Below are 23,815 nucleotides of genomic sequence, written 5' to 3' on the forward strand. Positions count from 1 at the left end.
CGCGGCAGCGTTTGAGCATACGTCGGGATTTTGCCTGCCGACAAGTGATCACGACCCGCTGTTTGACTAGGGTTTGATTACTTTGGCAGGCTTCTCCGGCTGCTTGCTCACAGACTTGGCCATAGCACTGAACCGGCACAGTCGGTTCGCCAGACGAGCCTTTGCCGCGGGATGCAACTAACCATAGGGGGAAACGTAGATCATGTCCAGCTTTGAAAATGTAACCGTGCTTACCAAAGCCAATGTTTACTTTGACGGCAAAGTAACAAGCCGTACCGTCGTATTTGCTGACGGAACCAAAAAAACGCTTGGCATCCTGATGCCAGGTGAATACGAATTTGGAACGGATGCCAAAGAAATTATGGAAATCCAATCCGGTGAATTGAAAGTGCTGCTGCCAGGCAGCAGCGAATGGATCTCCATCAGCGGACAAGGCGAGTTCACGGTTCCTGCGAACTCCAAGTTCAAGCTGGAAGTATCCGTGGTTAGTGATTACATCTGCTCGTACATCAACGAGTAATGAACGAACAAAAACTCCCGCAGCCTGTTGTCTGTACCTTAGGGTACGACAAGGGGAAAGCGGGAGTTTTTTAATTATCTGGGCTGCGCAATTTGCCTACCTACGAAGTAGAGACGCCTTGTAATTTCCTAGCGACGGAAAGAGCAACATGTCTCACACGGATTGGAGAAAAGCTACTGAAGCTCGTAATGAACAGTCTGGCTCTACTTTGTAGAGGTCCTTTTTCATTCCTTACACACCGCGCATGAATCCCGGACAATAAGCTCTGTAGGAACGATGAGAGCAGGCGGAGGAAAATTAGGTGTATGAATCATCTTATTGAGAAGCAAGATGGATTGGCTGCCGATCGTCATGAAATCCTGCCGAATTGTGGTCAGCTTCGGGTACATATGTCTCGACATCTCAATATCGTCAAATCCTACGACCGAGACATCGCCGGGAACGGATATCCCTGCTTCCCCAGCAGCTTCGATCACACCGATAGCGCCCATGTCCGAGCTGCATATGATCGCAGTAGGGGGAACCTCCAGCTCCATGAAGGATTTCATAGCTTTATAGCCGCTTTCCTTGGTAAAGTCGCCTATGGAAATATACTCCGATACATAAGGCAAGCCTGCTTCCATTAATGCCTGTCGATAGCCCTCGAATCGAATCTTACCTACATAGGAATCCAGCTGACCTGCAACAAAAGCGATTTTCCGATGCTGCAATTGCTGCAAATAGCGAACGGCAGTCTTCATACTCTCCACGTTATCCGATGTCACATATCCGGCCCGGGGTCCAATAACGTCCATATCAATGAACATGGAAGGGATTTCGGATTGAAGCATTTCATCAAAATTAAAATCATGGCGTTGAAAGCCAAAGATGAGAACTCCTTCAACATTCCGGCTCATGCAGTGGCGAACAAGACTATAATCCGAATTCCATTCAGAATTGGCTAAATAAATGATGTCGTATCCGACTTCCTTGAGGACGGATTCCATTCCAGCCAAGACATTGACAAGGAACGGGTGGGATAATCCCGTAGTAAGAAACATGCCGATGGTATTGGAACGGCCCTTTACCAGCCCGCGCGCTGTAGAGTTTGGAATAAACTGCTCGTCGCGAATAATCTGGAGGACCCGTTCTTTTGTTTTTGAACTTACATTCGGATAATTATTTATGACTTTAGAGACAGTGGCAACGGACACTCCCGCAAACCTTGCAATGTCTCGAATATTTCGAACCATGAGAGGCACCTTATTTCTTTCTTGTTGTTTCTTCAAGGATAGCCTGTTTGTGAGTAGGATGCAATGGATGTGGCAACATTAATGATTCTAAAAGGGAAAACGTTTTCGTTGAATCTTGGAAAAAGTATGCTATAATCAAAAATATCAGCGAAGACACCTAGTGTCTCATCATGCAGCAGAGATATGAAAGCGCTTATATGGTCCAAGTCTCTGAGATCCTTTTAAAGAAAAGTAGGTGATAATGTCGTGGCAGCCAAGAGAGAGAAGCTGGTAAATCGGTAATCGAAAAAGCATTCAGTCATCTTTTAGCAAGCTCGACAAAACTTCGTTCCATTCAACCCAAGAATAAACGCGTGTTCATTCCACATAAGCTTATGAAAGTTAAAGATCAGATTAATAAGTCTAGTACAGCAATGATATATGGGTTATTCGTATGCTAAAACGAAAACGTTTTCGTTACAAGTAAATGCGCTTAAGATTTTTATAGCGACCTAAATGCTTAAGGAGGCTATCGATGAACACGAAAGCAAGCATGAAACAATTTTTTACATTACTAGCTATAGTAATTTTGCTGGTCTCGTCTGTACCAGTTAAAGTGAGTGCGGAGGCCGGCAATTATGAGCATTTGGAAGCTGCTCCCGCTGTTAAGCCCTCGGTTGGTGGAGCGCTTCAGCTAATCGAGAATAACGGGAGGAAGACCCTCGGCGACGCTCAAGGAAACCCAATCCAATTAAGAGGGATGAGCACGCACGGCTTGCAGTGGTACCCGGAAATCATCAATAACAATGCATTTGCCGCATTGTCGCATGACTGGGGGGCAAATCTGATTCGCCTAGCTATGTATGTGGGCGAGGATGGCTATGCGACTCACCCTGAGATCAAGCAAAAGGTCATCGACGGAATTAATTATGCAATAGCTAACGATATGTATGTTATTGTCGATTGGCACGTCCATAATCCGGGGGACCCGAATGCTGAGACCTACAAAGGTGCGAAAGATTTTTTCCAGGAAATTTCTACACTTTACCCGAACGATAAACACATTCTGTATGAGCTGGCCAATGAGCCAAACGGTGGAAATACGCCAGGAGTGACCAATGACGCAGCAGGCTGGGCTGCAGTTAAGTCGTATGCGGAGCCCATCATTCATATGCTGCGCGATAACGGTAACACCAATATCGTCATTGTGGGAAGTCCAAATTGGAGCCAAAGGGCTGATCTGGCTGCGGACAATCCGATAGCGGATGACAATACGATGTATACGGTGCATTTCTATACCGGCACGCATATGCCATCGGCAGATTCCAGCGACAGAACAAACGTGATGAGTAATGCAAAGTATGCACTTGAGCATGGCGTGGCACTGTTTGCGACAGAATGGGGAACGAGCGAGGCCAGCGGTAACAACGGACCTTTCCTCGATAAGGCTGATGACTGGATTGAGTTTTTGAATGCGAACAACATCAGTTGGGCGAACTGGTCTTTGACGAACAAAAGCGAAACCTCTGCGGCCTTCCTGCCCTTTGAGCTTGGGAAGAGCGTGGGCACTAAGCTAGACCCGGGAGCAGATCAAGTATGGGCTCCGGAAGAATTAACGGTATCGGGAGAATATGTGCGAGCCAGAATTAAAGGTATTCCCTATGAGCCTATCGACCGAACCAAGGCGAGCTTTACGACGAAGCTCTGGGACTTTAATGACGGGACCTTACAAGGCTTTGGAGTGAACAGCGACAGTCCGGTCAAGTCGGTCACTTTAAGTAATAGCAGCAATGCGCTTCTGCTTACCGGTATGAGCGCCAGCAGCGATATATCTGAAGGCAACTACTGGGCGAATGTACGCCTTTCCGTTGATGGTTGGTCCGCTCAGCCGGACATTTTTGGAGCGGAGAAGCTGACGATGGACGTGATCGCCGCAGCACCGACAACGGTATCGATTGCAGCTATACCGCAGAGCTCGACCCACGGCTGGGCGAATCCGCTGCGTGCGGTAGCTGTGCAGCCGGCTGATTTTGTCCAGCAGGATGACAGCACGTATAAAGCAAAGCTTACGATCACAACAGCAGATTCTCCGAATTTTGACTCGATTGCAAAGGATACGGCGGATAGTAAGCTGACTAACCTTATTTTATTTGTAGGGGCTTCGGGGACTGAGGAGATTGCATTAGACAATCTTACGATAACAGGCAACCGCACGGTGACAGAGCAGCCAGTGGAGCATGCGCCAATTGGAGTCGCAGCGCTGCCTTCGAATTTTGAAGACGGTACGCGTCAAGGCTGGAATTGGGACGCGGCCTCGGGTGTGAAGACAGCTCTTACCATTCAGGATGCCAACGGATCGAAGGCGATTTCTTGGGATGCAGCATACCCGGATGTGAAGCCGACAGACGGCTGGGCATCGGCGCCTCGTATTATGTTAGGCAATATTAATGCCACTCGAGGTGACAATAAGTACTTTGCCTTTGATTTTTATCTGAAGCCGGAACGGGCAAGTGCTGGAGTTTTATCTATCAACCTGGCCTTGGCGCCGCCGACTCTGGGCTACTGGGCGCAAGCTGCGGAGAATGTTGATATTCCGTTAGCGGCTTTATCTCAGCAGGAGAAGACAAGCGACGGGCTGTATGGGTATCATGCTTATTTTGATTTGGATCATATCAAGGATGGCAAAGTGCTGGCAGCGGATACGCTCATGCGGGATATCTCCATTATCGTAGCGGATGTGGGCAGCGATTTTGCAGGAAGCATGTTTTTGGACAATGTCAGATTTACGAATGATACCGAACAAGAGGGCGTCCCTGCAGCGCCTGCAGATTTGAGTGCAGCTGCCGGAAACGGGCAAGTAACACTGAATTGGTCTACAGTAACAGGAGCGACGTATTATCATGTGAAGCGCTACGGAGAATCGGGCGGTCCTTATTCAGCTGTAGGCACAAACTTAAGCAGTACAACCTACGTAGACACCAATGTTGTAAACGGATCCACCTACTATTATGTAGTAACAGCCTCCAATAGTGTTGGCGAAAGTGTATATTCTGCTGAGAAAGCGGCTGTACCAGTTCGGAAATCGACTGGAGGAGGCGGCGGTGGTACCAGCACAGGCACAACAGAGAACTCGGAGATCATGAACCTGCCACAAGCTGACCAAGCAGGGAAGATTGCCGTAGCCATAGCAAAAGGAACCGCGAAAGTCATCCTTCCTGCAAAGGCTGCAAATATTGATAAGACGGAAACGATAGAACTGAGCAATGACCAGATTCGAGTTCAGATTCCGGGCAGCGTTCTCCAAAAGCTTGGCAGCCTTGTTACAGCCGACAAGCTCGAGGATGCTACGATTACTCTCGGTATGGAACCGTCCTCCCCTGGGGAGCATGCTTCCCTGCTTGACAAAGCTGCACACCAAAATCATGCGCAAGTAGCTTCTGCAGGTGAGGTATGGAATTTCACGCTTGCCATTACAGATAAGGATGGGAAAGAAGTTACGCTTTCTCAATTCGATGAGCCTATCACGATTGCCTTACAAGTCGATGAGCATGCGGATCAAGATCTGCTGGGCATTTACTACATCGCTGAGGATGGTAAGTTAGAATATGTCGGCGGTAAGCTGATTGACGGCAAAATGGAGGCAGCTATTCATCACTTCAGCAGCTATGCCGTTCTAAGCTATGACAAATCGTTTAGCGATGTCAGCGAATCCTTCTGGGCTGGAAAAGCTATCAAGAAGCTGGCTGCCAAGCATATCATCGAAGGGGTAAATGATACGGACTACGCTCCTAGCAAAGAAGTGACACGTGCTGAGTTTACCGCAATGATAGCCCGTGCTATGGGCTTAAAAGCAAATCGCATTCCTGCATTTGCAGACATACAGTCGGCCGATTGGTTTGCCGAACCGGTCGCTGCTGCCAGCGAAGCGGGCATAGTCGAGGGGCGCGCCTCATCGGAATTCGCTCCGAATGAGACGATTACACGCGAAGAGATGGCCGTCATGCTGGTTCGCGCTTATCAGATAGCCAAGGGCGTGGCCACCTCCGACGGGACGAAGCCTGAGCAGCCATTTGCTGACGGCAGCAGCATTAGCGACTGGGCCCAGAGCTCTGTGAAAGAGGCGCATGCACTTGGCTTGCTGAACGGCAGGGATGAGGGGCAGTTCGTACCACAAGGAACCGCTACTCGAGCAGAGTGTGCGGAAGTGCTTGCTCGATTGATTGCTGAGTAAAATTAAGAGAGCCTGCGGAATCAAAGCCGCAGGCTCTTAGATGTGATAAAGAGAAATGGAGGGCTCAGTAGTTTTCGGAGAAGCGTAGCGTTTGCCTTGGACAGTTTCGTTATCACCTTAGAAGGCACTTATTCAATCAAATAACAAAATGTCAACAGCAATCGGAGAAAAGCTACTGAAGCTCGTAATGAGAACACTTTATCAACAAACTCAAGAGCCTGCGGATCTAAAGCCGCAGGCTCTTTTCAGTTAAGCAGCACCCGCATGATTACAGCGCACGCTCAATGTTCTGTTCGATATACTGCTCCAGCTTGATGCGCACGTAAGGCGGAAGCCCTGACAGCATACAGCCGTAGCGGAACTGTTCGTCCTTCGATTCGATGCGAATGACCCGAGCTGTAATTGGCGGCAGCTCCGCTTCTTGTGGAAAGTGAATGACAATAAACATATCCGGGGCAAGCGGGAATTCGGAAGAAATTTGCAGCCCGCTTTCAGACAGGTCATACAAGATGCCCTCGATATTTTGACCGGAGAATGAACCCTCTTGCTCCCATTGATAAATGGAAAGCAGCAGCTTGATATCCAGCTTGACTCGCGTATCTCTACGGCGTTCGCGTCCGGATAAGACTGAGGCTGGTGCTTCAGCTTCCTTCATCTGCACAGCTTCCTCGGACGGGCGTACGACCTGCTGTTGAATCCAGTCCTCATAGCATTGAACCACAGAGCACAGATCTTCTTCGCCAAGCCCTTTGCTTAAGCCCATTTGATACAGAGAGGCAGCGGAATGCAGCATGGGAGAAGGGAGCTGGAACTTGCTTGTCAGGTCTCCTGCCAGAAGCAAATCCTTCAGCATTAGCTTCAGAGAGAATTGATTGCTGAAGTCGCGATCGATGATTTTGTCGCCTTTCAGTTCAACTTGCTTGCTGTTCGCCCCTCCCGAGCGGACAATCTCCAGGAACTGGGCCGGGTTCACACCGGCTTTTGTCGCAATGGCTAGTCCCTCAGCAAGTCCTGCCATGTTAATGCCAACCATGGTGTTGTGCGCCAGCTTGGCATATGAGCCCGACCCGGAAGGGCCCAGGTGAAGTGCTTTGCTGCCCATAGCCATGAACAGATCATAATGCTCTTCGAATACTTCCTTGCTGCCGCCAACCATGAACGTAAGCGTTCCGGCTTCTGCTGCCGGCTTGCTGCCCGTAACGGGAGCGTCCAGGAAATCTACATAATGGGCAGCCAGCTCTTCTGCGAGCCGCTGGCTCGTCTGCGGAGCGACGGTACTGGAGTCGATGATCGTGAGCGCAGGGTGCAGCCCGCTCAGAATCCCGTGTTCGCTGTAGAACGTCTCGAGCAAAGCATCATCGTTGCTGATCATAGTAATCAGCACATCCGCAGCTGCGCAGCCTCTGCAGGAGTGCGGGCGACTTCAGCACCCATACTGACAAGCTCGTCCGTTTTTTCGGCGGTCCGATTATATACGGTTACGGTATAACCTTTTTGAATCAGGTTGGCTGCCATAGGTTTGCCCATAGTGCCAAGCCCAATGAATCCAATATGCTTCATGGAGTATCACCTCAAGCATCATTTTATCATGCCGGATAGGCGGTGCGAAAGCGGGAGTGCGCAAGAACTTCAAAGAATCTGGAAGGCATCATTGGAGCATGTGAAACCCCCTTCTTCTTGCTTGCATTTATGCGACCAAATAAGTATGCTAGGAAAAGGAAAAAAATAGAGTGGAGGAGAGAGTATTGAGTACTAAACTGCAGTTTGATTACAGTAAGGCATTATCCTTTATTTCTCAGCATGAGGTTGATTATATGGCTGCGCAGGTGAAAGCGGCACATGATCAATTACATAACCAAACAGGTGCAGGTTCCGATTATTTAGGATGGGTGGATCTTCCTGAAAATTATGATCGTGAAGAGTTCGCTCGCATCCAAGCTGCAGCGAAACAAATCCAATCTGATTCAGATGCATTAGTCGTGATCGGGATCGGCGGCTCCTACCTGGGTGCCCGTGCAGCGATTGAGATGCTGTCGCATTCCTTCTATAATATTCTTCCTAAAGATAAACGTAAGACTCCTGAGATTTATTTCGTGGGTAACAATATCAGTTCTACCTATGTTACTCATTTGCTGCAGCTGCTCGAAGGCAAAGATTTCTCCGTTAACGTTATTTCCAAATCCGGAACAACAACTGAGCCGGCTATTGCATTCCGTATTTTCCGTGAAGTGCTTGAGAAGAAGTACGGCAAGGAAGCAGCACGCAAACGCATCTATGCAACAACGGACCAAGCAAGAGGCGCACTTAAGTCGCTCGCGACAGCTGAGGGCTACGAGTCCTTCATTATCCCCGACGACGTAGGCGGACGCTACTCGGTACTGACTGCAGTAGGACTGCTGCCGATTGCTGCGGCTGGCATTGACATCGAAGCGATGATGAAAGGCGCGGCTGACGCGCGCAAGGAATTCTCGAACCCTAATCTGAGTGAAAACCTCAGCTATCAATACGCAGCGGTTCGTAATGCCCTGTATCGCAAAGGGAAGGCGATCGAGATTCTCGTCAACTATGAACCGTCTTTGCACTTTGTCTCCGAATGGTGGAAGCAGCTTTTTGGCGAAAGCGAAGGCAAGGATAACAAAGGGATTTATCCGGCTTCCGTTGATTTCTCAACAGACCTTCACTCTATGGGTCAATTCGTGCAAGAGGGTAATCGTATTCTGTTCGAGACGGTCATCCAGGTCGATCAAGTCGCAGACCACATTACCATCGGTACGGACAGCGATAATCTGGACGGTCTTAACTTCCTGAGCGGGAAGACGATGGATTTTGTCAATAAGAAAGCTTTTGAAGGAACAATGCTGGCTCACACAGACGGCGGAGTGCCTAATCTGATCGTTACACTGCCGGATATGACGCCGTATTCGTTCGGTTATATGGTGTATTTCTTCGAGAAAGCTTGCGGCATCAGCGGCTATCTGCTCGGCGTAAATCCTTTTGACCAACCGGGTGTTGAGGCTTATAAAAAGAACATGTTCGCGTTGCTGGGCAAACCGGGCTATGAGAAAGAAAAGGCTGAGCTGGAAGCTCGCTTGCAAAATTAGTAGAAAAAAAACGATCAAACCTTAGGGGGCGGTCGTTTTTTTATCTCTGTCTTTTTCCATAATTTATGTGGTAAATTTTCTTGCTATATTGTAGAACTATTCTGATATGTGTAGAATGGATGAAACAGGTGTTTCTTTCTATTCTGGAAAGGTCGGCTATGTTAGCACATTTTAAAACCATTGAATCGTACGGATCGTCAGAAATTGTTATTAAGAGATCTAGATTTATCGGTCACGCTAGGCCCGTAGAGTCGGAAGAGGAAGCTATTGCATTTATTGACTCTATTAAAAAAGAGCATGCACTTGCTACTCATAATTGTTCGGCTTACGTGATCGGAGAAAGAGACCAAATTCAGAAGCAGTCGGACGACGGGGAGCCTAGCGGTACTGCCGGCAAACCGATTCTGGAGGTCATTAAGCATCAGGGACTCAAAAATATCGCAGTCGTCGTAACTCGGTATTTTGGAGGGATTATGCTCGGAGCGGGCGGACTCATTCGTGCGTATACGGATGGAGCTGTGGCGGGCATTGAAGCAGCGAAGCCGGTGTACAAGGTCAATCATCGTCTAGTTAAGGTCGAGGTCGATTACACGTGGTACGGAAAGCTGGAGAATGAACTTAGGAATCAGGGAATGCTGCTCGGAGACGTCGGATTTACGGATAAGGTCACCGCTACTTGCTACCCGATAGCAGACCAAGCGGAGTCGTTTGTGAGTTGGGTAACGGATATTACCCAGGGTCAAGCCGTTGTCGTTATGGGAGAGTGCGAGTACAAGTTTCATAAGAGTCTGCCGTAATCGGCAGATTCTGAAGGACCAGAGAGACAATTTCATACAGCTGAGGATGCGGAGGGATTAGGATGGCGAGGAAAGCAGTCGCACAAGAGCTTAGCAGAGAAAGGATTCTTGCGGAATCTCGGGAATTATTCAATACTTACGGTTATCGCGCTTTAACGATGCGAAGCATTGCAAAAGCAATGGGTTACAGTCATGGAGCTTTGTACTATCATTTTAATGATAAGGCGGAGCTGTTTTATGCCTTAATCAAGGATGACTTTTCCATGCTTCTGCAGCGGCAAAAGGAAATGATTATGCGTGAGCAGGGCTTTAATGTCAATTTGCTTCACAAGCTGATGCTGGAATTCATATGGTTTGGACTTCATAACCCGAATCATTACGAAATGATGTTTATGATTAACGAGCCTGAGCTTCAGCAGTATTCCCGAACAGAGCAGGCACAGTGTATGGAGATGTTTGCCATTGTTATCAGGCAGGTGCTCGCAAGCCAGCATGGAATGGAAAGCAAGAAGTATATGCTCCCTTGGAATCTGTTTATGTCTTTACACGGTTTTATCTCCTACAGCATTCAGTTCGGTCAAACCTATGAAGAAGTGCGTAAACTGGCAGAAGAGCATGTACGTTTAATTTGTATAAGTGTAGGTATCGATTCTTTGGATCAGCAGCGTGCTCATGTTTCCTTGGTGAATCCTTCCGCATAAGTTTAGTGCGGTGCAGCGTCTAAGCATATTGGTGACCTTCTTTTTTGAGACAAACGTGTTACAATATAGCGGAAGACGACCCGTGCATAGGAAAGGATGAATGGTTACGAATGGATTTGAATCAATGGTCTGAAGAAAATGTCGAATTTATGTTTGAAGAAATAAAAAAGAAGCTTCGCATGGCGACCGGCGGATCCATTAAAGCTTCGAATATGAAGCAGGATGCCTACGAGGATCTTAAGGATTTGTATGATATGGTCGTGAGCAAGGATAAATTCAGCATCAGCGAAATCGACGCGATTACTTCTGAGCTAGGTAAACTGCGAAAAGCGTAATCCTACGCTTGTAGCGGCTACTGTTTGGGAACGGGTTCTCTTGGAAAAAGAGAGCTCGTTTTTTCGTGTTGGCGCGGGATCTTTGCGTATTTTTTAGGAGCGTAACGGACAATTATCCAATCACCCTGTCACACTTATGCGTACAGTATAGAGAAATGACTGGCTGATACTACAGGAGGTGGACGTACATGTCAACTAAGATTCGCAAAGATGACGTTAAAAAGCTGGTGGGCAAAGAAATCTTTGCCTTGAAAAAAGACGGAACACAAGTATCGGGGAAATTGGTTCGGATCAGCGGACATACACTATATTTGGCTCCTAAAAAAGGAAAAAAAGTTCAAACAAAAGCCATTATTCCGCTTGTTTTGTTTGATCTGTTGGCAGTAGGCACGGCTCCGTATGCCTATGGAGGATACGGCGGCTTTGGCGGAGGATTCGGTGGAGGTTTTGGAGGCTACCCATATGGCGGCGGCTTTGGCGGCTTCGGAGGCCCTGGCTTCTGGTTCTAAAGCTCCGTTATTTTCGCTTCAAGTAAATAGGAAGGGTCTCTGTCTGGATGAAGATAGAGCCCTTCTTCTTTTTTTTCGCGGCGGGTATTTGGAAAAAATCAGCACCTATCCTTCCATGGTGGAATAGGCTAACATATAGGTTTTCGCCAAGTATAGGCTCCAGCCTACCTGCGGAAGGAGTGGAAGTATGCCAAGTTCCATCGTGTTCAACATGATTAATATTAACTCGCTCAATACCAATGCAACCATCGGAATCGGGGAGAACGCTCAGTCCAGTTGGGATGCGCACAGTAAAAACAACATAGCCTCGGGAGAGAATATAGGGACTGTCATGGTAGCTAACACGGTTAACTTTATTTACGATAACGACTTCATTGATGCTCCGATTAACGATCAGGATTTCAAACCGGCAATTACGAATCAGGCGTAGGTGATGGGATGAACAGGGAGGTATTGATGAGAGCTGCAGCTGCTGCTGTTCAGCCGCCGTCCATTCAATTTGACCAGATTCATGTGATCTCGATTCAAAACTCCTCAGGAATTTTCATTGGCACCAATACGCAATTGCTATGGTCCTGCAACAGCAAGGAGAATAGCGCCCAAGGCTCTGTGAGCGGCGAGAACAACCAAGTTAGCGGCAGTATTAACACCATCTACGATAACGATATTATTGATGCCCCGTATACCAAAGGTGACTTTATTATCGGGCGTGCTTGAGCGTTATTTCGCGGAAGGTGTTTCTTGGTATGAAGATTCTTCTTCCTCAGAAGGAGAGGGAGTATCTTCAGGTATGGAAAAGCCAGCGGCTTCTGAGCTGTTCACAATTATTTCTTGAAGCCACTCCGGCGTCTCATTACCTTCAATATTCAACATATCTAGGAAATCGGAATCGTTCAGCAGAGAGCGGGTACCTACAATTTGATTGTGGTCGCCAGCGACGGAGCCGAAGCCCTGGACGGTCTTCTGCGTGCTTTCAAATCCGGTAGGCCAGTTATTGCCCATATTGATGCAGGAGGCACTCTCGACGGATCCAATTCGGATCGAGCCAATAATGAAATTGGGCGACATGAAGGATGACATGATTAAGCACCTCCAGAAGGATTGGATGGAACTTTGAAGCGGAGTCCGGTCGATGTTCGCTCCGCTGCCGGGGAGGCAGAGGATCTGGCCGAGCCCGAGCTCGCCGCGCGATCGGCCATCGCGGATCTGGCCGCGCCCGAGCTCGCCGCGCGATCGGCTCCCGCGGATCTGGCCGAGCCCGAGCTCGCCGCGCGATCGGCCTCCGCGGATCTGGCCGCGCCTGAGCTCGCCGCGCGATCGGCTCCTGCGGATCCGGCCGCGCCCGAGCTCGCCGCGCGATCGGCTCCTGCGGATCCGGCCGAGCCCGAGCTCGCCGCGGGAGCGGCTCCTGCGGATCTGGCCGCGCCCGAGCTCGCCGCGCGAGTGGCCTCCGCGGATCTGGCCGAGCCCGAGCTCGCCGCGGGAGCGGCTCCTGCGGATCCGGCCGCGCCCGAGCTCGCCGCGCGATCGGCCTCCGCGGATCTGGCCGCGCCCGAGCTCGCCGCGCGATCGGCCTCCGCGGATCTGGCCGAGCCCGAGCTCGCCGCGGGAGCGGCTCCTGCGGATCCGGCCGAGCCCGAGCTCGCCGCGGGAGCGGCCTCCGCGGATCTGGCCGCGCCCGAGCTCGCCGCGCGAGCTGCCATCGCGGATCCGGCCGCGCCCGCGCTCGTTGCGCGATCGGCTCCTGCGGATCCGGCCGAGCTCGAGCTCGTCGCGCGAGCAGCTCCCGCGGATCCGGCCGCGCCCGAGCTCGCCGCGCGAGCAGCCTCCGCGGATCCGGCCGCGCCCGAGCTCGCCGCGCGAGTGGCCTCCGCGGATCTGGCCGAGCCCGAGCTCGCCGCGGGAGCGGCTCCTGCGGATCCGGCCGAGCCCGAGCTCGCCGCGCGATCGGCCTCCGCGGATCTGGCCGCGCCCGAGCTCGCCGCGCGATCGGCCTCCGCGGATCTGGCCGAGCCCGAGCTCGCCGCGGGAGCGGCTCCTGCGGATCCGGCCGAGCCCGAGCTCGCCGCGGGAGCGGCCTCCGCGGATCTGGCCGCGCCCGAGCTCGCCGCGCGAGCTGCCATCGCGGATCCGGCCGCGCCCGCGCTCGTTGCGCGATCGGCTCCTGCGGATCCGGCCGAGCTCGAGCTCGTCGCGCGAGCAGCTCCCGCGGATCCGGCCGCGCCCGAGCTCGCCGCGCGAGCAGCCTCCGCGGATCCGGCCGCGCCCGAGCTCGCCGCGCGATCGGCTCCCTCTTTTGAAGAGGTGTTCGGCTTGGCGCCGAAATTGTTACCCAGATTGAGAGAGCCACTTAACTCTTTGATATCGATATGATCGAGACGAAAGGTCAAATTTTCTAGGACAGGTTGATGCACATGCAGTGTATCGATGCGGATTTCCGGCCTTTTCGAATGAATATCTGCCAATCGTTCTTCTAATTTCTGAATCCTGGCTTCTAAATCTTTGACCATGGATTGCTCTTTGACAGCCGTCAGCTCCTTTACTGTTTTTTGATAAGGAGTACGAGCCTGAGTAGGGAAATCAGTCTGACTAGGAATAGGAGTAGGGACTGGAGCAGCATGAGCGGGTTTACTGGGCGGCGTCTGCTTTTTAAAAAACCACATACCCATAATTTAGCCTTTTCGATTGTGCTGAGGGGTGTCAACTCGGTCCCGGTCGATGACAACATGGGAGTTCGCTGCCGCTTGATTGTTTTTACCGGATATTTCGCCGAAGCCGTCATTGGACTTACTGTGATGCTTGCGTCCAACAATTCGATTATCCCCTTTATTGACACTTGAAGAGTCTTGGATGGAGTCTATATGGATATTTTGAAATCGAATATGTACCATGGTCAATGCCTCCTTGATGACTCTGATTACTCTATATATATGGGGACAACCGGAGCATTTATCCCTCTTTGTGTAATCCAATAAACGCTTAGCCGTGATGGCCAAACGTTAGGTGAAGTGAATGGGGATCTGAGTTTCACCTGATGCCGGGGATAAGGGGATTCGTATAATGAGCAAACCGTTATGATATCGGGCCTGCATTCGATCTGTCAGCGCTCTTCCGGTCAGAGGAATTCGCCTTTCGAAGGAACCGAAAAACCGCTCGGACATTTTCATTTGTTCATCCAACACTTGGTAAGGGCGAACCAGAGTCCCTCTGATAACCAGATTCGATTCGACGACGGAGAGCTGCACCTGCTGAGGTGAGGAGAGTCCGGGAACCTCGATGATAATTACGACTTCATTGGCCGTTTCATACATATCGACTCTGGGGCCGGTAAGCGGGAGGACGCTGGCAATATCCTGCCAGAAATCAGGTCCCAGCACATCGCCTGCTTGTGCTTGAAGCCCTTTCCAGTCGGTTTTGGGCGTACGATTGCTATTATTCGGCTTCAATGGGCATCACCTACTGACTTCAGACTTACGTTTCGAAGTTGACCTCCTTCTAGCCTATGTGAGCTCTTGGCGGAATATGGCATACTCTCCGTAGACTAAGCTTCTTCCAAAACGATTGAGCTTCAATTTTCATTTATTAAAAATCAGGGCGGCCGCCCTAACATACTGCCTATTCGTGATTCCGATAACTCTCTTTAACAACAAATCCTATCATGTTTACTAACGAGTCGGAAAAAGTAACTCATATGCGCTCCCATGAATCGCGTGTTGTTACAGCGTGCTACCAAGTGGCGCTACAGAACGATATTTGAATAGGAACAAAAATGTGTAACAAAGCGAAAATCAAAAAGCAACGGTCCGTGGACCGCCGCTTTTCCTTACCATTCTAGAACTTGCAGGTGTAGAGACCCCGCATAAGTACCTGAATTGCTTCGGAGCTAAGGCTCCACCCACTTAGCTAGGAGTTATCTTACCTCTCTGTACGCTGCTGCGCGAGCTGCTGCTGCGCCATGCGCACGAGCTCGCGCACCATAGCGCCGCCAATCGGACCGCCGACTCGGCCGGCGTCTTCGGATCGCAGCTGCCCGTTATAGCCGGGCGTAAGCGGCACGCCTAGCGTGCGGGCTACCTCGTACTTCACCAGATCGGGACGATCTGGGTTCACGGGGTAGCCCTTATCCTTCATCACTTGGGCCTTAAGCTGGCCCAAGCCATGCTCGGAACCGGGGACTATCGCCCGATTGCTTCTTCTTCGAGCCATGATTGATCACCTCATGGCTAGGATACCCTTGCATTGGGATATTTAGCAGAATGCCTCCTCATGTAATTTCAGCTTTGCTGAGGATTTGCCGGGGCATTGGAGGCAAAACTTCGGAACGTAAAATATTTATGACCTAAATAATTTCCAATCGTATACAAACCGTTTCCGACTAAAATAGCTGCATTGTGAAGGAGAGTAGGACCTACCCCTGGAAGCAGGCGGGACGCTGTACCTGCAAGGAACCAGCTGAATCCATAGGAGATACCATAGCAACAGCCGATGACGATTGCAAATCTCCACCAGCTGTTCTTTATGCTGACCTCAGACCGGAACGTGAAGGTCCGATTCAGGGCAAAGCTGACGATAGCTCCGATCGTGTTGCCGGCGAAAGTGGATAGCCAGTAATTCAGGTGTGCAAGGTTAAAAAACGCAAAGCTGCTCCCTAGTCCGACAAGTGTATTGAGTACGCCCACGAGCAGGAAGCGAACGAAGCTGCCCGTTAATAAACGTCGTAAATGTTTCATCTTATTAACTACCTGATGATGGTGCCGACTTGGTTAGATGCTGGTGATGGGACTGTGCAAGCTGAGTGCTATCTGATATCGCTTCTTTTTCAATGATATATAGAGGACGGCGTTTGACTTCCTTGTAAATCTTTCCAACATATTCTCCAATCAACCCTAACGCGAGCAGCTGCACGCCCCCGATCAGCCAAACCGAGAGGACAAGCGAAGTCCAGCCGGTTACGGTAGAACCTAAGAGTTTGCCGATAATTGCGTAAATGCCAGCGACAATGCTAAGCGCGGACAGAACGAATCCCATCGCAGTTACAAAGCGGATAGGTGTAACGCTGAACGATGTAATGCCGTCGAAGGCAAAAGCCAGCATTTTTTTGAGCGGGTACTTGGATTCTCCCGCAAACCGCTCCTTGCGGTCATAATACACTTTCGTAGAACGAAAGCCGAGCAAAGGGACCATGCCGCGTAAGAATAGATTCACTTCCTGGAATTTATCAAGCTCATCCAGCGTCCGCTTGCTCATGAGTCGGAAGTCGGCATGATTATAGTGAATGTTGACGCCCATTCGGGTCATCAGCTTATAAAATCCTTGCGCAGTGGCTCTTTTGAACCAGGTATCCGTAGAGCGGCTTTGTCTAATGCCATATACGATATCATAGCCTTCGCGGTATCGGACAACAAACTCGCGGATTGCATCCACGTCATCTTGTAAATCCGCATCAATAGAGACGACGCAGTCGGCGTAGCTCCTAGCTTTCATGAGTCCTGCCAACAAAGCTCTTTGATGACCGGCATTTCTGGCCAGCTTGAGTCCTGTTACAAAGGGGTTAACCGAGTGAAATTGTTCAATCAATGGCCATGTCGCATCCTTACTGCCGTCATCAACAAGCAGCATGGTGCTAGAAGAGGAGATCAGCTGCTCCTCGATTAATGAGTCCAGAACGCCGCTCAGTTGAAATACTGTTTCTGGCAGCACTTCTTCCTCGTTGTAGCAGGGCACGACGATGGTTAAAACGGGATTAGTCACAAGTCTTCGTCTCCATCCTTGAAGAGTAGGTTAGCTTTTCCATATCTTGCATTCATTATAGCGCAAACGTCAGCGAAATTTTAATTTAATAAATGAAAACCATTTGCTCGCTAGCTGCGTCCATCTAATAAACGCTATAAATATGGATGATGTTTCTATTAAAGGAGGTATTTACAAAAAAATTAACTTGGACTTCATCTTGTAAGGCCGTAAAGTGAAATTTGTTAAGCGAATGTTCACCGGTAAGGATATGAGGAAAGTGTGAGGAGTTGTGAGGAAGATGGATGGAGTGGATCGGGCGAAGAAGCCGATGTCCGTTCGCATCGTGATGTCTGTTGTTGTTCTGATGCTGATTAGCCGAGCGCTGCTGCTCTTCACCGGCTATGTTGGAATGAATTTGTTCAGCGAATTCTCGGTGCGGCCTACTTATCAGCAAGATGCACCAGGCAGTGTATCCGAATGGACGATGAAGCTGCCTGAGAAGCTGGACAGTACGAGGAAACTGGAGCTTGAAGATTTTATTAAATTCGATACCTATTCCTATTTAAAAATCGCGGAGCATGGCTACGATCAAGTGAAGATGGATGAGCCGCATACGGCAGCCAATTGGGTGTTTTTCCCTTTATACCCTTTGCTTATTTATTTGTCAGGTATAATCATTAGGCTGGATCCATCCATTGTCGGTATGATCTTATCCAATCTTTTTTTACTGGGGGCTCTGTTCTACGTATATGCCATTGCCTTACAGCGGGGTTTTAGCAGAAGCCAAGCGGGCAGCGTACTCCTACTGATATTGATTTATCCCTCGTCCCTTTACTACTCTGTTCCGTATACGGAGAGTTTGTTTCTGCTGCTGTCCGCGGCTTCCATTTATTACTCCGGGAATAAGCAGTATGGGCTTGCATTTCTCGCGGCAAGCTTATCGACGGTAACCAGAGTTCCGGGCTTTGTGAATCTTGCCTTTGTACTGGGGACGATCTGTTTAGATGAAGGCCTTCACTGGACGCGGCGCTACTTGAAATATGCGCTCTATAGTATGCTGTCTCTTGTTCCAATGGGCCTTTATTTGCTGCACATGAAGAGCATCACCGGAGATTGGCTGGCTCCCTTCCATGAGCAAAGCCTGCATTGGTTCCGCTATACCACAGCCCCTTTTACAAACTATGTTGGTTTTTTGAAGAATCCCTATTTCTCCACGCCTGATGGCTGGGACAATGGCTTGATTGCTTTTACAGTTTCAACTGCTGTCTTTGTCATCTTCATCGCCTATCTGTTGACGAGTGGTAAGAAGCTGCTTCGGGATCGAAAGGAATTGCTTTTTTACATATACGGCGTTCTGCTTATCGTGATTCCGTTTTCCAGTCAACCGCTGTTTCTGGTCAGTGTAGTGCGTTATATGATGGTCAGTCTTCCTTTTTATATGTATTTGATGAGTCTTTCAGCAAAGCACGACAACGTCAGACTCCTGTATCTCATGTTCTTTATCATACTCAACGTGATCACGACCATCGGTTATTTTAACGGCTATTATTTTGTCATCTAAATGTCGTTCAAACAAGAGAAACGGCTGGTACGTCTTGGAACGTCCAGCCGTTTTGTATGCTATTACAGTCCGAATCCAAATGTGCTAAGAACGATAACCAAGAGGATGTATAAAACAAGGACTACAGTTGTGCTCATGTAACCAACTCCAGTTCCGCAACCATAACTCATGTAAATCCCTCCCTTCACCATACACTATATGTCTTTTGTCTAGAAGGAGTATGGATGAATGTCCCGTATCCCAAAAATGTTATTGCTCTTTTCATACGGCTAGTACGAATATTACGGGGGGAGGCCTACTTGGTTTATGCTAAACCTCCTCGATCAGCTGTCGTTCTTCGAAGACTCGTTTCACCACAAACATGGCGTTGAGAACCCGGGGGAATCCTGAGTATGGCGTACAGTGCATGACAGCTTCTACAATTTCACGCGGGGTGAGACCTACGTTGAGCGCAGCATTCACGTGTACCTGCAGCTGCGGCTCGCATCCGCCTTGAGCTGTCAGCGCGGCAAGCGTGACCAGCTGCCTCTGCTGTAACGTCAGCCCCTCCCGTGAGTAGATATCTCCAAAAGCAAACTCAATTACATATCGTGCCAGATCCGGGGCTACGGCCTGAAGGGAATCGACCACACGTTTGCCGCCTTCTCCGTCAACCTCCATCAATTTTTCCCAGCCTCTTTCAAAGCGTTCAGTGCCAGTCATTGTCATCGCTATTCCTCCATTCGTATAAAAAGCATACGCTTATGGTAAGGCTTAGAGCGCGCTCTAATGCAAGTGGTTTTCGCAGCTTTTTTTTCGAGGTATACTAGAAGCATGGATAAACAATGGAATATTCAACAAATCTCCGAGCATACCGGCTTAAGTGCCCATACGCTGAGATACTATGAGAAGATAGGCTTAATGCGACATGTTTCCAGGGACGCCAGCGGCTATAGGCAATACACGGAAGCTGATTTGTCGTGGCTGGAATTTTTGATAAGGCTCAGAGATATGGGGATGCCAATAGCCCAGATGAAGCGGTATGCTCAGCTGCGCAGCCAAGGGGATTCGACTGTGACGGAGAGGCGGAGGCTGCTTGAGGAGCATCATCACCAAGTGAAGCGGCATATCGAGGAGCTGCTTGAGCATGCGGGCAGCATTGAGAAGAAAATACTTCTTTATAAGCGGATGGAGGAGGGAACATAAAAGAAAGAGCGAGCTCTCCCTGATTAGGTCACATGTATGTATGCAATCCAAATATCAATTTTGCAAAGGAAGAAAATAAAGAGCAGAGTCCTCGTTAGTAGGAGCTCTGCTCTTATCTTTTCTTACAATTTAAATTTGCTAAGTAAAGCAGACAATTCTTCGGCCATTCGCGTCATGGATGCAGCTGAAGCCGCCATCTCCTCCATGGAGGCCTGCTGTTCTTCAGTGGCCGCAGCAGTTTCTTGTGAGGAGCTGGCCCATCTGATTGAACTTGAATTGACACTCTCCAGCATACCCGCAATGTGGACAGTTCCGGTAGCCGCCTGCTCGATGGCGGTGGATACCTGCTGCATCCGATCGGCTGCATGGGTGATAGAGCTATCGATCGTAATGAATGATTGATTGACCGCATTCACCTGCTCCAAACTCACAGCGACCATGTGTGTTCCCTGCTCCATGGATTTCTCGGCAAGGAGAGTTTCTTCGCGAATCGAAGAGACCAGTTCATTGATTTTAGACACAGATTGCGACGATTGCTCAGCTAATTTGCGTACCTCACCCGCCACTACGGCAAAGCCTCTGCCCATTTCTCCGGCTCGGGCTGCTTCAATAGAAGCGTTAAGCGCAAGCAGGTTGGTTTGATTGGAGATGTCTTGAATGAGCATCACGATGCTGCCGATTTCTTCGGAGCGTTCCCCGAGCTTGCGAATGACTCCCGCCGTCTCATGAACAGTTTGATTAAGCACTTGCATTTGGCTGAGCACTTCATTTGCAGATGAAACCCCGTTCTTGGAAAGAGAGGTAGCCGACTCTGATAAGCTGGCCGCCTGCTGACTGTTTGCATTAATTTCCTGCATGCCGTTATTCAGTCGTTCGGTTATGTCCATGGCCTGCTCGGATTGCCGCATTTGATCTTCTGAAGCTTCAGCGACTTGCTGGGCGGAAGTGGAGATTTGCTCCATGGCTTTATTGGATTCTTCCACACCTGCCATCATTTGCTCCGAGGAGGCGGCTACGTGGCTGGCGGTTGTTCGTGCCTGCAGCAAAAGAGTCTGCAGCTTCTCGACCATCAGGTTATAAGCACCGGCAACCGCACCGATTTCGTCCTTGGATGTAAGGTCTATGCGTACGGTTAAATCGGCATCGCCGGAAGCGATATCCTGAAGCTGATCAGCGACTCTGCGTAGGGGGCGGAGCGTTCGTATCATGATGAGTCCAATAACAGCTGCAATTAGCAGTGTGAACAACAGCACTACCATAATTTCGGTTCTTTGTGCGGAAGTTCTTGCATGAATAATGTCAATTTGTGCGTTCAAATCACTTTCCAATTGCTTCATCTGATCACTGATCACGGGGTCCAGCTCTTTGCGGGCATTACGTTCATCTCCCAGATGAATGCGTGAGGCTTCAGCTTTATTACCCTTGGCAGCCGCGGATAGAACTAGATCACTGGCGCTCAGATAGGCTTGATAATTCGTGTTCAATTTTTCTCGAAACTCAGCTGTTTGCACATCGCTTACGGAATCCAATTCTTTGAGCAGCTTGGAAGTATCTTCTCGCTTACTCAAGATTTCATCCCGATAACCGGTGTCGCCCGTCAGCAGCAGCGCCCGCTCATCATTGGACATTCCTGCTAAACGGAATTGAATGGAACGGATGACATATCGTTGTTCTTCCTGCTGATTGATGACATGGTTATAGTCTTTTTCCGTTAATTGGTTTTGTACGAACATGGCGAGGCTTAGAGCAATACTAAGTCCTGCCAAAGAGGCGACTGCAGTCAAAACTTTTGTTGTTATGCGCATAGCTGCTTATTTACCCTCCCGAATATTTATATCAGTTACTCTTCTTCCATTATATCGGTTGTTTTGTCGAAAAACATCAATAAAAGTCGTAATTTGTTTCATACCTGTTAAATGCTTCCACTGCAAAGATGTAAAAATAGTATTGGATTTGATCAAAATACCGTCATCATGCTGTGAAAAATTTTTTTATAATGAGAACATATCAATACACGACGAGGTGAAAGGTATGGAACAACAAGCTGCAGCAGTGAACGCCAAGGTCACTACCCGCAAACGTTCCCGTTCCCTGCAAAAAGGGGAGACGTTGGCAGGATTCCTATTTGTCAGTCCTATGCTGATTGGAGTAAGCGTGCTGATCTTGCTGCCTATTCTGGCGACGATCGTACTCAGTTTCGCAGATTGGAACTTTGTAGCAGGTTGGAACGGCATCAAGTGGACAGGATTTGAGAATTTTCAAAAATTATTTCACGATATGCAATTTATTCGCTCGGTCCGCAATAACCTGGTATTTTTGCTGGCTGTGCCGATTTACATGATCATTTCGATGATACTTGCGATCTTGATCGACAAGTATGTGTACGCCAAGAGCTACTTCAAAATTGCCTACTTTATGCCTTATGTATCCAGTATCGTAGCGGTAGCGGTCGTGTGGCAGGTGCTGTTTCAGCCATCGTATGGACCGATTAATGAGTTTCTGAAATCGATCGGGATCAGCGACCCGCCGAAATGGATTGCAGATCCGAACTTTGCGCTTATCTCTATCATGATGATTACCGTTTGGACTTCGATTGGATTTAACATGATCATCTATATCGCAGGATTGCAATCTATACCGAAAGACTTGTATGAAGCTGCGGATATCGATGGAGCGAACACTTGGACCAAATTTACGAAGATTACGTTTCCGATGCTGTCTTCAACTTCGTTCTTCCTTCTGATTACGGGAATTATCTCAACGTTTAAAGTGTTTGATATCATTGCCGTTCTAACACAAGGCGGACCAATCGGTTCCACCTCCATGATGGTATGGTATCTCTATGATACAGCTTTTGTGAACTTAAAAATCGGATATGCCTCTTCGATGGCTACCGTCTTACTGCTCTTCGTCCTTCTTATCACATGGGGGCAATGGGTTGCGCAGAAGAAATGGGTTAATTATTAATAGGGCTGATTGAGCCAAGAAAGGAGAGCCGCAATGAATTCTACAACACTAGAACATATCCGCAAGTCTATCATTACGCTGATTATGTTTGCCGGAAGTATTTTGTTCTTAATGCCGTTCATTTGGATGATTGTGACCTCATTCAAAGCGGAGTCGGAGGTATTCGTATATCCGATGCAATGGATTCCGCATGAATGGAGGGCCATTGAGAATTATAAAGAAGTGTGGCTGGGAGAGAGCAAGTTCTACTTATATTACTGGAACTCGATCAAGGTTGCCGTTCTCACAACACTGATTTCCTGTCTGATCTCATCACTGGCAGCTTACGGCTTTTCCAAAGTCCAATTTAAAGCAAGCAAGTGGTTGTTCCTGATTGTACTTGTCACCTACATGATTCCGACACAAGCGGTTTTGGTGCCGCAGTTCATTTTATACCGTGCGATCGGTTTGTTCGACAGCCATCTGGGCTTGGTCGCGCTGGGCTGCTTCAGTGTACTGGGGACATTCATGCTGCGCCAATTCTTTATGGGACTGCATAATGATTACATTGAATCTGCCAAAATCGATGGAGCGGGTCATTTCAAAATCTTTTATTTCATCGCTCTGCCGCTAGTCAGACCTGCTGTTGCTACTTACGCGATTCTTCGCTTCATTTGGACATGGAATGATTATCAGAATCCGCTGATTTTCATTCGCTCTGAGAAATTGCTTACTCTGCAAATTGCTATCCAAAAATTCACTTCCATGAGCGGCGAGTTCTACTCCCTGATTATGGCTGGTACCGTGTCTGCCATTCTTCCTTTGATCATCGTGTTCATCATTGGACAGAAGAGTGTCATCGAGGGTATTGCCGTTGGCGGTGTGAAAGGCTAATAGCGAATAAAGTCAAAATATTTGCAAAACAGTCAAATTACGATCATGAGGTTTCTAGCAGTAACCTATATAATCTGAACTATGAACAGAG

25 protein-coding genes and 1 pseudogene are annotated in these 23,815 nt (G+C 48.9%); 14 read left to right on the plus strand and 12 right to left on the minus strand.

Features of this window, described 5'->3' with window-relative positions; translation table 11 throughout:
- The first annotated feature begins 202 nt into the window (after positions 1 to 202).
- The gene (gene ppnP / locus L0M14_RS03750) at positions 203 to 520 is read left to right on the plus strand and encodes a pyrimidine/purine nucleoside phosphorylase (RefSeq protein WP_235120910.1); all 318 of its coding nucleotides are present in this window, start codon (positions 203 to 205) and stop codon (positions 518 to 520) included.
- Between the two features lie 224 nt (positions 521 to 744).
- Here ppnP and L0M14_RS03755 read toward each other — a convergent pair whose 3' ends face one another.
- On the minus strand, positions 745 to 1,788 hold the full coding sequence (locus L0M14_RS03755; protein WP_235120911.1) for a LacI family DNA-binding transcriptional regulator: 1,044 nt from the start codon (positions 1,786 to 1,788) through the stop codon (positions 745 to 747).
- Between the two features lie 478 nt (positions 1,789 to 2,266).
- On the opposite strand from L0M14_RS03755, the gene L0M14_RS03760 reads away from it, so the two are divergent.
- Positions 2,267 to 5,962, plus strand: a complete 3,696-nt coding sequence (locus tag L0M14_RS03760; protein ID WP_235120912.1) for a carbohydrate-binding domain-containing protein — start codon at positions 2,267 to 2,269, stop codon at positions 5,960 to 5,962.
- 268 nt (positions 5,963 to 6,230) lie between these two features.
- Here the strand turns inward: L0M14_RS03760 and L0M14_RS03765 are convergent, their stop codons facing one another.
- Together L0M14_RS03765 and L0M14_RS03770 are read right to left on the minus strand one after the other, a co-directional pair.
- Complete coding sequence (locus L0M14_RS03765; RefSeq protein ID WP_235122804.1) at positions 6,231 to 6,617, minus strand: PilZ domain-containing protein; 387 nt, start codon at positions 6,615 to 6,617, stop codon at positions 6,231 to 6,233.
- A gap of 27 nt (positions 6,618 to 6,644) precedes the next feature.
- A pseudogene (locus L0M14_RS03770) lies at positions 6,645 to 7,522 on the minus strand (NAD(P)-dependent oxidoreductase); the annotation flags it as partial.
- Between the two features lie 185 nt (positions 7,523 to 7,707).
- On the opposite strand from L0M14_RS03770, the gene L0M14_RS03775 reads away from it, so the two are divergent.
- The 7 genes from L0M14_RS03775 to L0M14_RS03805 all read left to right on the plus strand — a co-directional run bounded on the left by L0M14_RS03775 (position 7,708) and on the right by L0M14_RS03805 (position 12,122).
- On the plus strand, positions 7,708 to 9,063 hold the full coding sequence (locus tag L0M14_RS03775; protein WP_235120913.1) for a glucose-6-phosphate isomerase: 1,356 nt from the start codon (positions 7,708 to 7,710) through the stop codon (positions 9,061 to 9,063).
- Between the two features lie 158 nt (positions 9,064 to 9,221).
- Positions 9,222 to 9,860 carry a YigZ family protein gene (locus L0M14_RS03780; RefSeq protein WP_235120914.1) on the plus strand — a complete coding sequence of 213 codons (639 nt, stop codon included), beginning with the start codon at positions 9,222 to 9,224 and terminating at the stop codon, positions 9,858 to 9,860.
- A 62-nt stretch (positions 9,861 to 9,922) separates the two neighbouring features.
- Positions 9,923 to 10,561, plus strand: coding sequence for a TetR/AcrR family transcriptional regulator (locus L0M14_RS03785; protein ID WP_235120915.1), 639 nt, complete (start codon positions 9,923 to 9,925; stop codon positions 10,559 to 10,561).
- Positions 10,562 to 10,671: 110 nt separating this feature from the next.
- The gene (locus tag L0M14_RS03790) at positions 10,672 to 10,896 is read left to right on the plus strand and encodes a DUF1128 domain-containing protein (protein ID WP_235120916.1); all 225 of its coding nucleotides are present in this window, start codon (positions 10,672 to 10,674) and stop codon (positions 10,894 to 10,896) included.
- 188 nt (positions 10,897 to 11,084) lie between these two features.
- Positions 11,085 to 11,405 carry a hypothetical protein gene (locus L0M14_RS03795; RefSeq protein WP_235120917.1) on the plus strand — a complete coding sequence of 107 codons (321 nt, stop codon included), beginning with the start codon at positions 11,085 to 11,087 and terminating at the stop codon, positions 11,403 to 11,405.
- 187 nt (positions 11,406 to 11,592) lie between these two features.
- A complete protein-coding gene (locus L0M14_RS03800) occupies positions 11,593 to 11,835 on the plus strand; it encodes a spore germination protein (RefSeq protein ID WP_235120918.1) in 243 nt (80 codons plus the stop codon).
- Between the two features lie 26 nt (positions 11,836 to 11,861).
- Entirely contained in the window at positions 11,862 to 12,122 is a 261-nt protein-coding gene (locus L0M14_RS03805) for a hypothetical protein (protein ID WP_235120919.1), read from the plus strand.
- Between the two features lie 3 nt (positions 12,123 to 12,125).
- Here L0M14_RS03805 and L0M14_RS03810 read toward each other — a convergent pair whose 3' ends face one another.
- Complete coding sequence (locus L0M14_RS03810; protein WP_235120920.1) at positions 12,126 to 12,485, minus strand: hypothetical protein; 360 nt, start codon at positions 12,483 to 12,485, stop codon at positions 12,126 to 12,128.
- Positions 12,486 to 12,518: 33 nt separating this feature from the next.
- On the opposite strand from L0M14_RS03810, the gene L0M14_RS03815 reads away from it, so the two are divergent.
- Complete coding sequence (locus L0M14_RS03815) at positions 12,519 to 13,778, plus strand: hypothetical protein (protein ID WP_235120921.1); 1,260 nt, start codon at positions 12,519 to 12,521, stop codon at positions 13,776 to 13,778.
- Between the two features lie 299 nt (positions 13,779 to 14,077).
- On the opposite strand, the gene L0M14_RS03820 is transcribed toward L0M14_RS03815, so the two are convergent.
- The 5 genes from L0M14_RS03820 to L0M14_RS03840 form a co-directional block, all read right to left on the minus strand.
- Complete coding sequence (locus L0M14_RS03820) at positions 14,078 to 14,296, minus strand: hypothetical protein (RefSeq protein WP_235120922.1); 219 nt, start codon at positions 14,294 to 14,296, stop codon at positions 14,078 to 14,080.
- 108 nt (positions 14,297 to 14,404) lie between these two features.
- Positions 14,405 to 14,851, minus strand: coding sequence for an Hsp20/alpha crystallin family protein (locus L0M14_RS03825; RefSeq protein WP_235120923.1), 447 nt, complete (start codon positions 14,849 to 14,851; stop codon positions 14,405 to 14,407).
- Positions 14,852 to 15,320: 469 nt separating this feature from the next.
- Positions 15,321 to 15,611 (minus strand): alpha/beta-type small acid-soluble spore protein, encoded by a 291-nt coding sequence (locus L0M14_RS03830; protein WP_235120924.1) that lies wholly within the window; start codon positions 15,609 to 15,611, stop codon positions 15,321 to 15,323.
- A gap of 68 nt (positions 15,612 to 15,679) precedes the next feature.
- Positions 15,680 to 16,135: a GtrA family protein gene (locus L0M14_RS03835; RefSeq protein WP_235120925.1), complete on the minus strand. Its 456-nt coding sequence runs from the start codon at positions 16,133 to 16,135 to the stop codon at positions 15,680 to 15,682.
- A 4-nt stretch (positions 16,136 to 16,139) separates the two neighbouring features.
- Positions 16,140 to 17,156: a glycosyltransferase family 2 protein gene (locus L0M14_RS03840; protein WP_235120926.1), complete on the minus strand. Its 1,017-nt coding sequence runs from the start codon at positions 17,154 to 17,156 to the stop codon at positions 16,140 to 16,142.
- A gap of 280 nt (positions 17,157 to 17,436) precedes the next feature.
- Between L0M14_RS03840 and L0M14_RS03845 the strand changes: the two genes are divergently transcribed.
- Positions 17,437 to 18,699, plus strand: coding sequence for a mannosyltransferase family protein (locus L0M14_RS03845; protein ID WP_235120927.1), 1,263 nt, complete (start codon positions 17,437 to 17,439; stop codon positions 18,697 to 18,699).
- Between the two features lie 62 nt (positions 18,700 to 18,761).
- Here L0M14_RS03845 and L0M14_RS03850 read toward each other — a convergent pair whose 3' ends face one another.
- Together L0M14_RS03850 and L0M14_RS03855 are read right to left on the minus strand one after the other, a co-directional pair.
- Positions 18,762 to 18,869, minus strand: a complete 108-nt coding sequence (locus L0M14_RS03850; protein ID WP_235120928.1) for a YjcZ family sporulation protein — start codon at positions 18,867 to 18,869, stop codon at positions 18,762 to 18,764.
- A gap of 139 nt (positions 18,870 to 19,008) precedes the next feature.
- A complete protein-coding gene (locus tag L0M14_RS03855) occupies positions 19,009 to 19,401 on the minus strand; it encodes a carboxymuconolactone decarboxylase family protein (protein WP_235122805.1) in 393 nt (130 codons plus the stop codon).
- Positions 19,402 to 19,512: 111 nt separating this feature from the next.
- Here L0M14_RS03855 and L0M14_RS03860 point away from each other — a divergent pair, with 111 nt between their 5' ends.
- Positions 19,513 to 19,884 (plus strand): MerR family transcriptional regulator, encoded by a 372-nt coding sequence (locus L0M14_RS03860; protein WP_235120929.1) that lies wholly within the window; start codon positions 19,513 to 19,515, stop codon positions 19,882 to 19,884.
- A gap of 122 nt (positions 19,885 to 20,006) precedes the next feature.
- Here L0M14_RS03860 and L0M14_RS03865 read toward each other — a convergent pair whose 3' ends face one another.
- A complete protein-coding gene (locus L0M14_RS03865; protein WP_235120930.1) occupies positions 20,007 to 21,689 on the minus strand; it encodes a methyl-accepting chemotaxis protein in 1,683 nt (560 codons plus the stop codon).
- Positions 21,690 to 21,915: 226 nt separating this feature from the next.
- Between L0M14_RS03865 and L0M14_RS03870 the strand changes: the two genes are divergently transcribed.
- Both L0M14_RS03870 and L0M14_RS03875 read left to right on the plus strand, forming a co-directional pair.
- Entirely contained in the window at positions 21,916 to 22,851 is a 936-nt protein-coding gene (locus tag L0M14_RS03870) for a carbohydrate ABC transporter permease (RefSeq protein WP_235120931.1), read from the plus strand.
- Positions 22,852 to 22,884: 33 nt separating this feature from the next.
- Positions 22,885 to 23,724: a carbohydrate ABC transporter permease gene (locus tag L0M14_RS03875; protein WP_235120932.1), complete on the plus strand. Its 840-nt coding sequence runs from the start codon at positions 22,885 to 22,887 to the stop codon at positions 23,722 to 23,724.
- Positions 23,725 to 23,815 lie beyond the last annotated feature (91 nt).

Source organism: Paenibacillus hexagrammi (assembly GCF_021513275.1).
GTDB lineage: Bacteria > Bacillota > Bacilli > Paenibacillales > NBRC-103111 > Paenibacillus_E > Paenibacillus_E hexagrammi.

Excerpts from the sequence above, each read along its gene's own strand:
- L0M14_RS03790 (WP_235120916.1), top strand. The coding sequence starts at position 10,672 with ATGGATTTGAATCAATGGTCTGAAGAAAATGTCGAATTTATGTTTGAA.
- L0M14_RS03835 (WP_235120925.1), bottom strand. The coding sequence starts at position 16,135 with ATGAAACATTTACGACGTTTATTAACGGGCAGCTTCGTTCGCTTCCTG.
- ppnP (WP_235120910.1), top strand. The coding sequence starts at position 203 with ATGTCCAGCTTTGAAAATGTAACCGTGCTTACCAAAGCCAATGTTTAC.
- L0M14_RS03860 (WP_235120929.1), top strand. The coding sequence starts at position 19,513 with ATGGATAAACAATGGAATATTCAACAAATCTCCGAGCATACCGGCTTA.
- L0M14_RS03795 (WP_235120917.1), top strand. The coding sequence starts at position 11,085 with ATGTCAACTAAGATTCGCAAAGATGACGTTAAAAAGCTGGTGGGCAAA.
- L0M14_RS03845 (WP_235120927.1), top strand. The coding sequence starts at position 17,437 with ATGGATGGAGTGGATCGGGCGAAGAAGCCGATGTCCGTTCGCATCGTG.
- L0M14_RS03875 (WP_235120932.1), top strand. The coding sequence starts at position 22,885 with ATGAATTCTACAACACTAGAACATATCCGCAAGTCTATCATTACGCTG.
- L0M14_RS03800 (WP_235120918.1), top strand. The coding sequence starts at position 11,593 with ATGCCAAGTTCCATCGTGTTCAACATGATTAATATTAACTCGCTCAAT.
- L0M14_RS03855 (WP_235122805.1), bottom strand. The coding sequence starts at position 19,401 with ATGACTGGCACTGAACGCTTTGAAAGAGGCTGGGAAAAATTGATGGAG.
- L0M14_RS03810 (WP_235120920.1), bottom strand. The coding sequence starts at position 12,485 with ATGTCATCCTTCATGTCGCCCAATTTCATTATTGGCTCGATCCGAATT.
- L0M14_RS03850 (WP_235120928.1), bottom strand. The coding sequence starts at position 18,869 with ATGAGTTATGGTTGCGGAACTGGAGTTGGTTACATGAGCACAACTGTA.
- L0M14_RS03760 (WP_235120912.1), top strand. The coding sequence starts at position 2,267 with ATGAACACGAAAGCAAGCATGAAACAATTTTTTACATTACTAGCTATA.
- L0M14_RS03780 (WP_235120914.1), top strand. The coding sequence starts at position 9,222 with ATGTTAGCACATTTTAAAACCATTGAATCGTACGGATCGTCAGAAATT.
- L0M14_RS03785 (WP_235120915.1), top strand. The coding sequence starts at position 9,923 with ATGGCGAGGAAAGCAGTCGCACAAGAGCTTAGCAGAGAAAGGATTCTT.
- L0M14_RS03820 (WP_235120922.1), bottom strand. The coding sequence starts at position 14,296 with ATGGTACATATTCGATTTCAAAATATCCATATAGACTCCATCCAAGAC.
- L0M14_RS03870 (WP_235120931.1), top strand. The coding sequence starts at position 21,916 with ATGGAACAACAAGCTGCAGCAGTGAACGCCAAGGTCACTACCCGCAAA.
- L0M14_RS03805 (WP_235120919.1), top strand. The coding sequence starts at position 11,862 with ATGAGAGCTGCAGCTGCTGCTGTTCAGCCGCCGTCCATTCAATTTGAC.
- L0M14_RS03765 (WP_235122804.1), bottom strand. The coding sequence starts at position 6,617 with ATGAAGGAAGCTGAAGCACCAGCCTCAGTCTTATCCGGACGCGAACGC.
- L0M14_RS03865 (WP_235120930.1), bottom strand. The coding sequence starts at position 21,689 with ATGCGCATAACAACAAAAGTTTTGACTGCAGTCGCCTCTTTGGCAGGA.
- L0M14_RS03830 (WP_235120924.1), bottom strand. The coding sequence starts at position 15,611 with ATGGCTCGAAGAAGAAGCAATCGGGCGATAGTCCCCGGTTCCGAGCAT.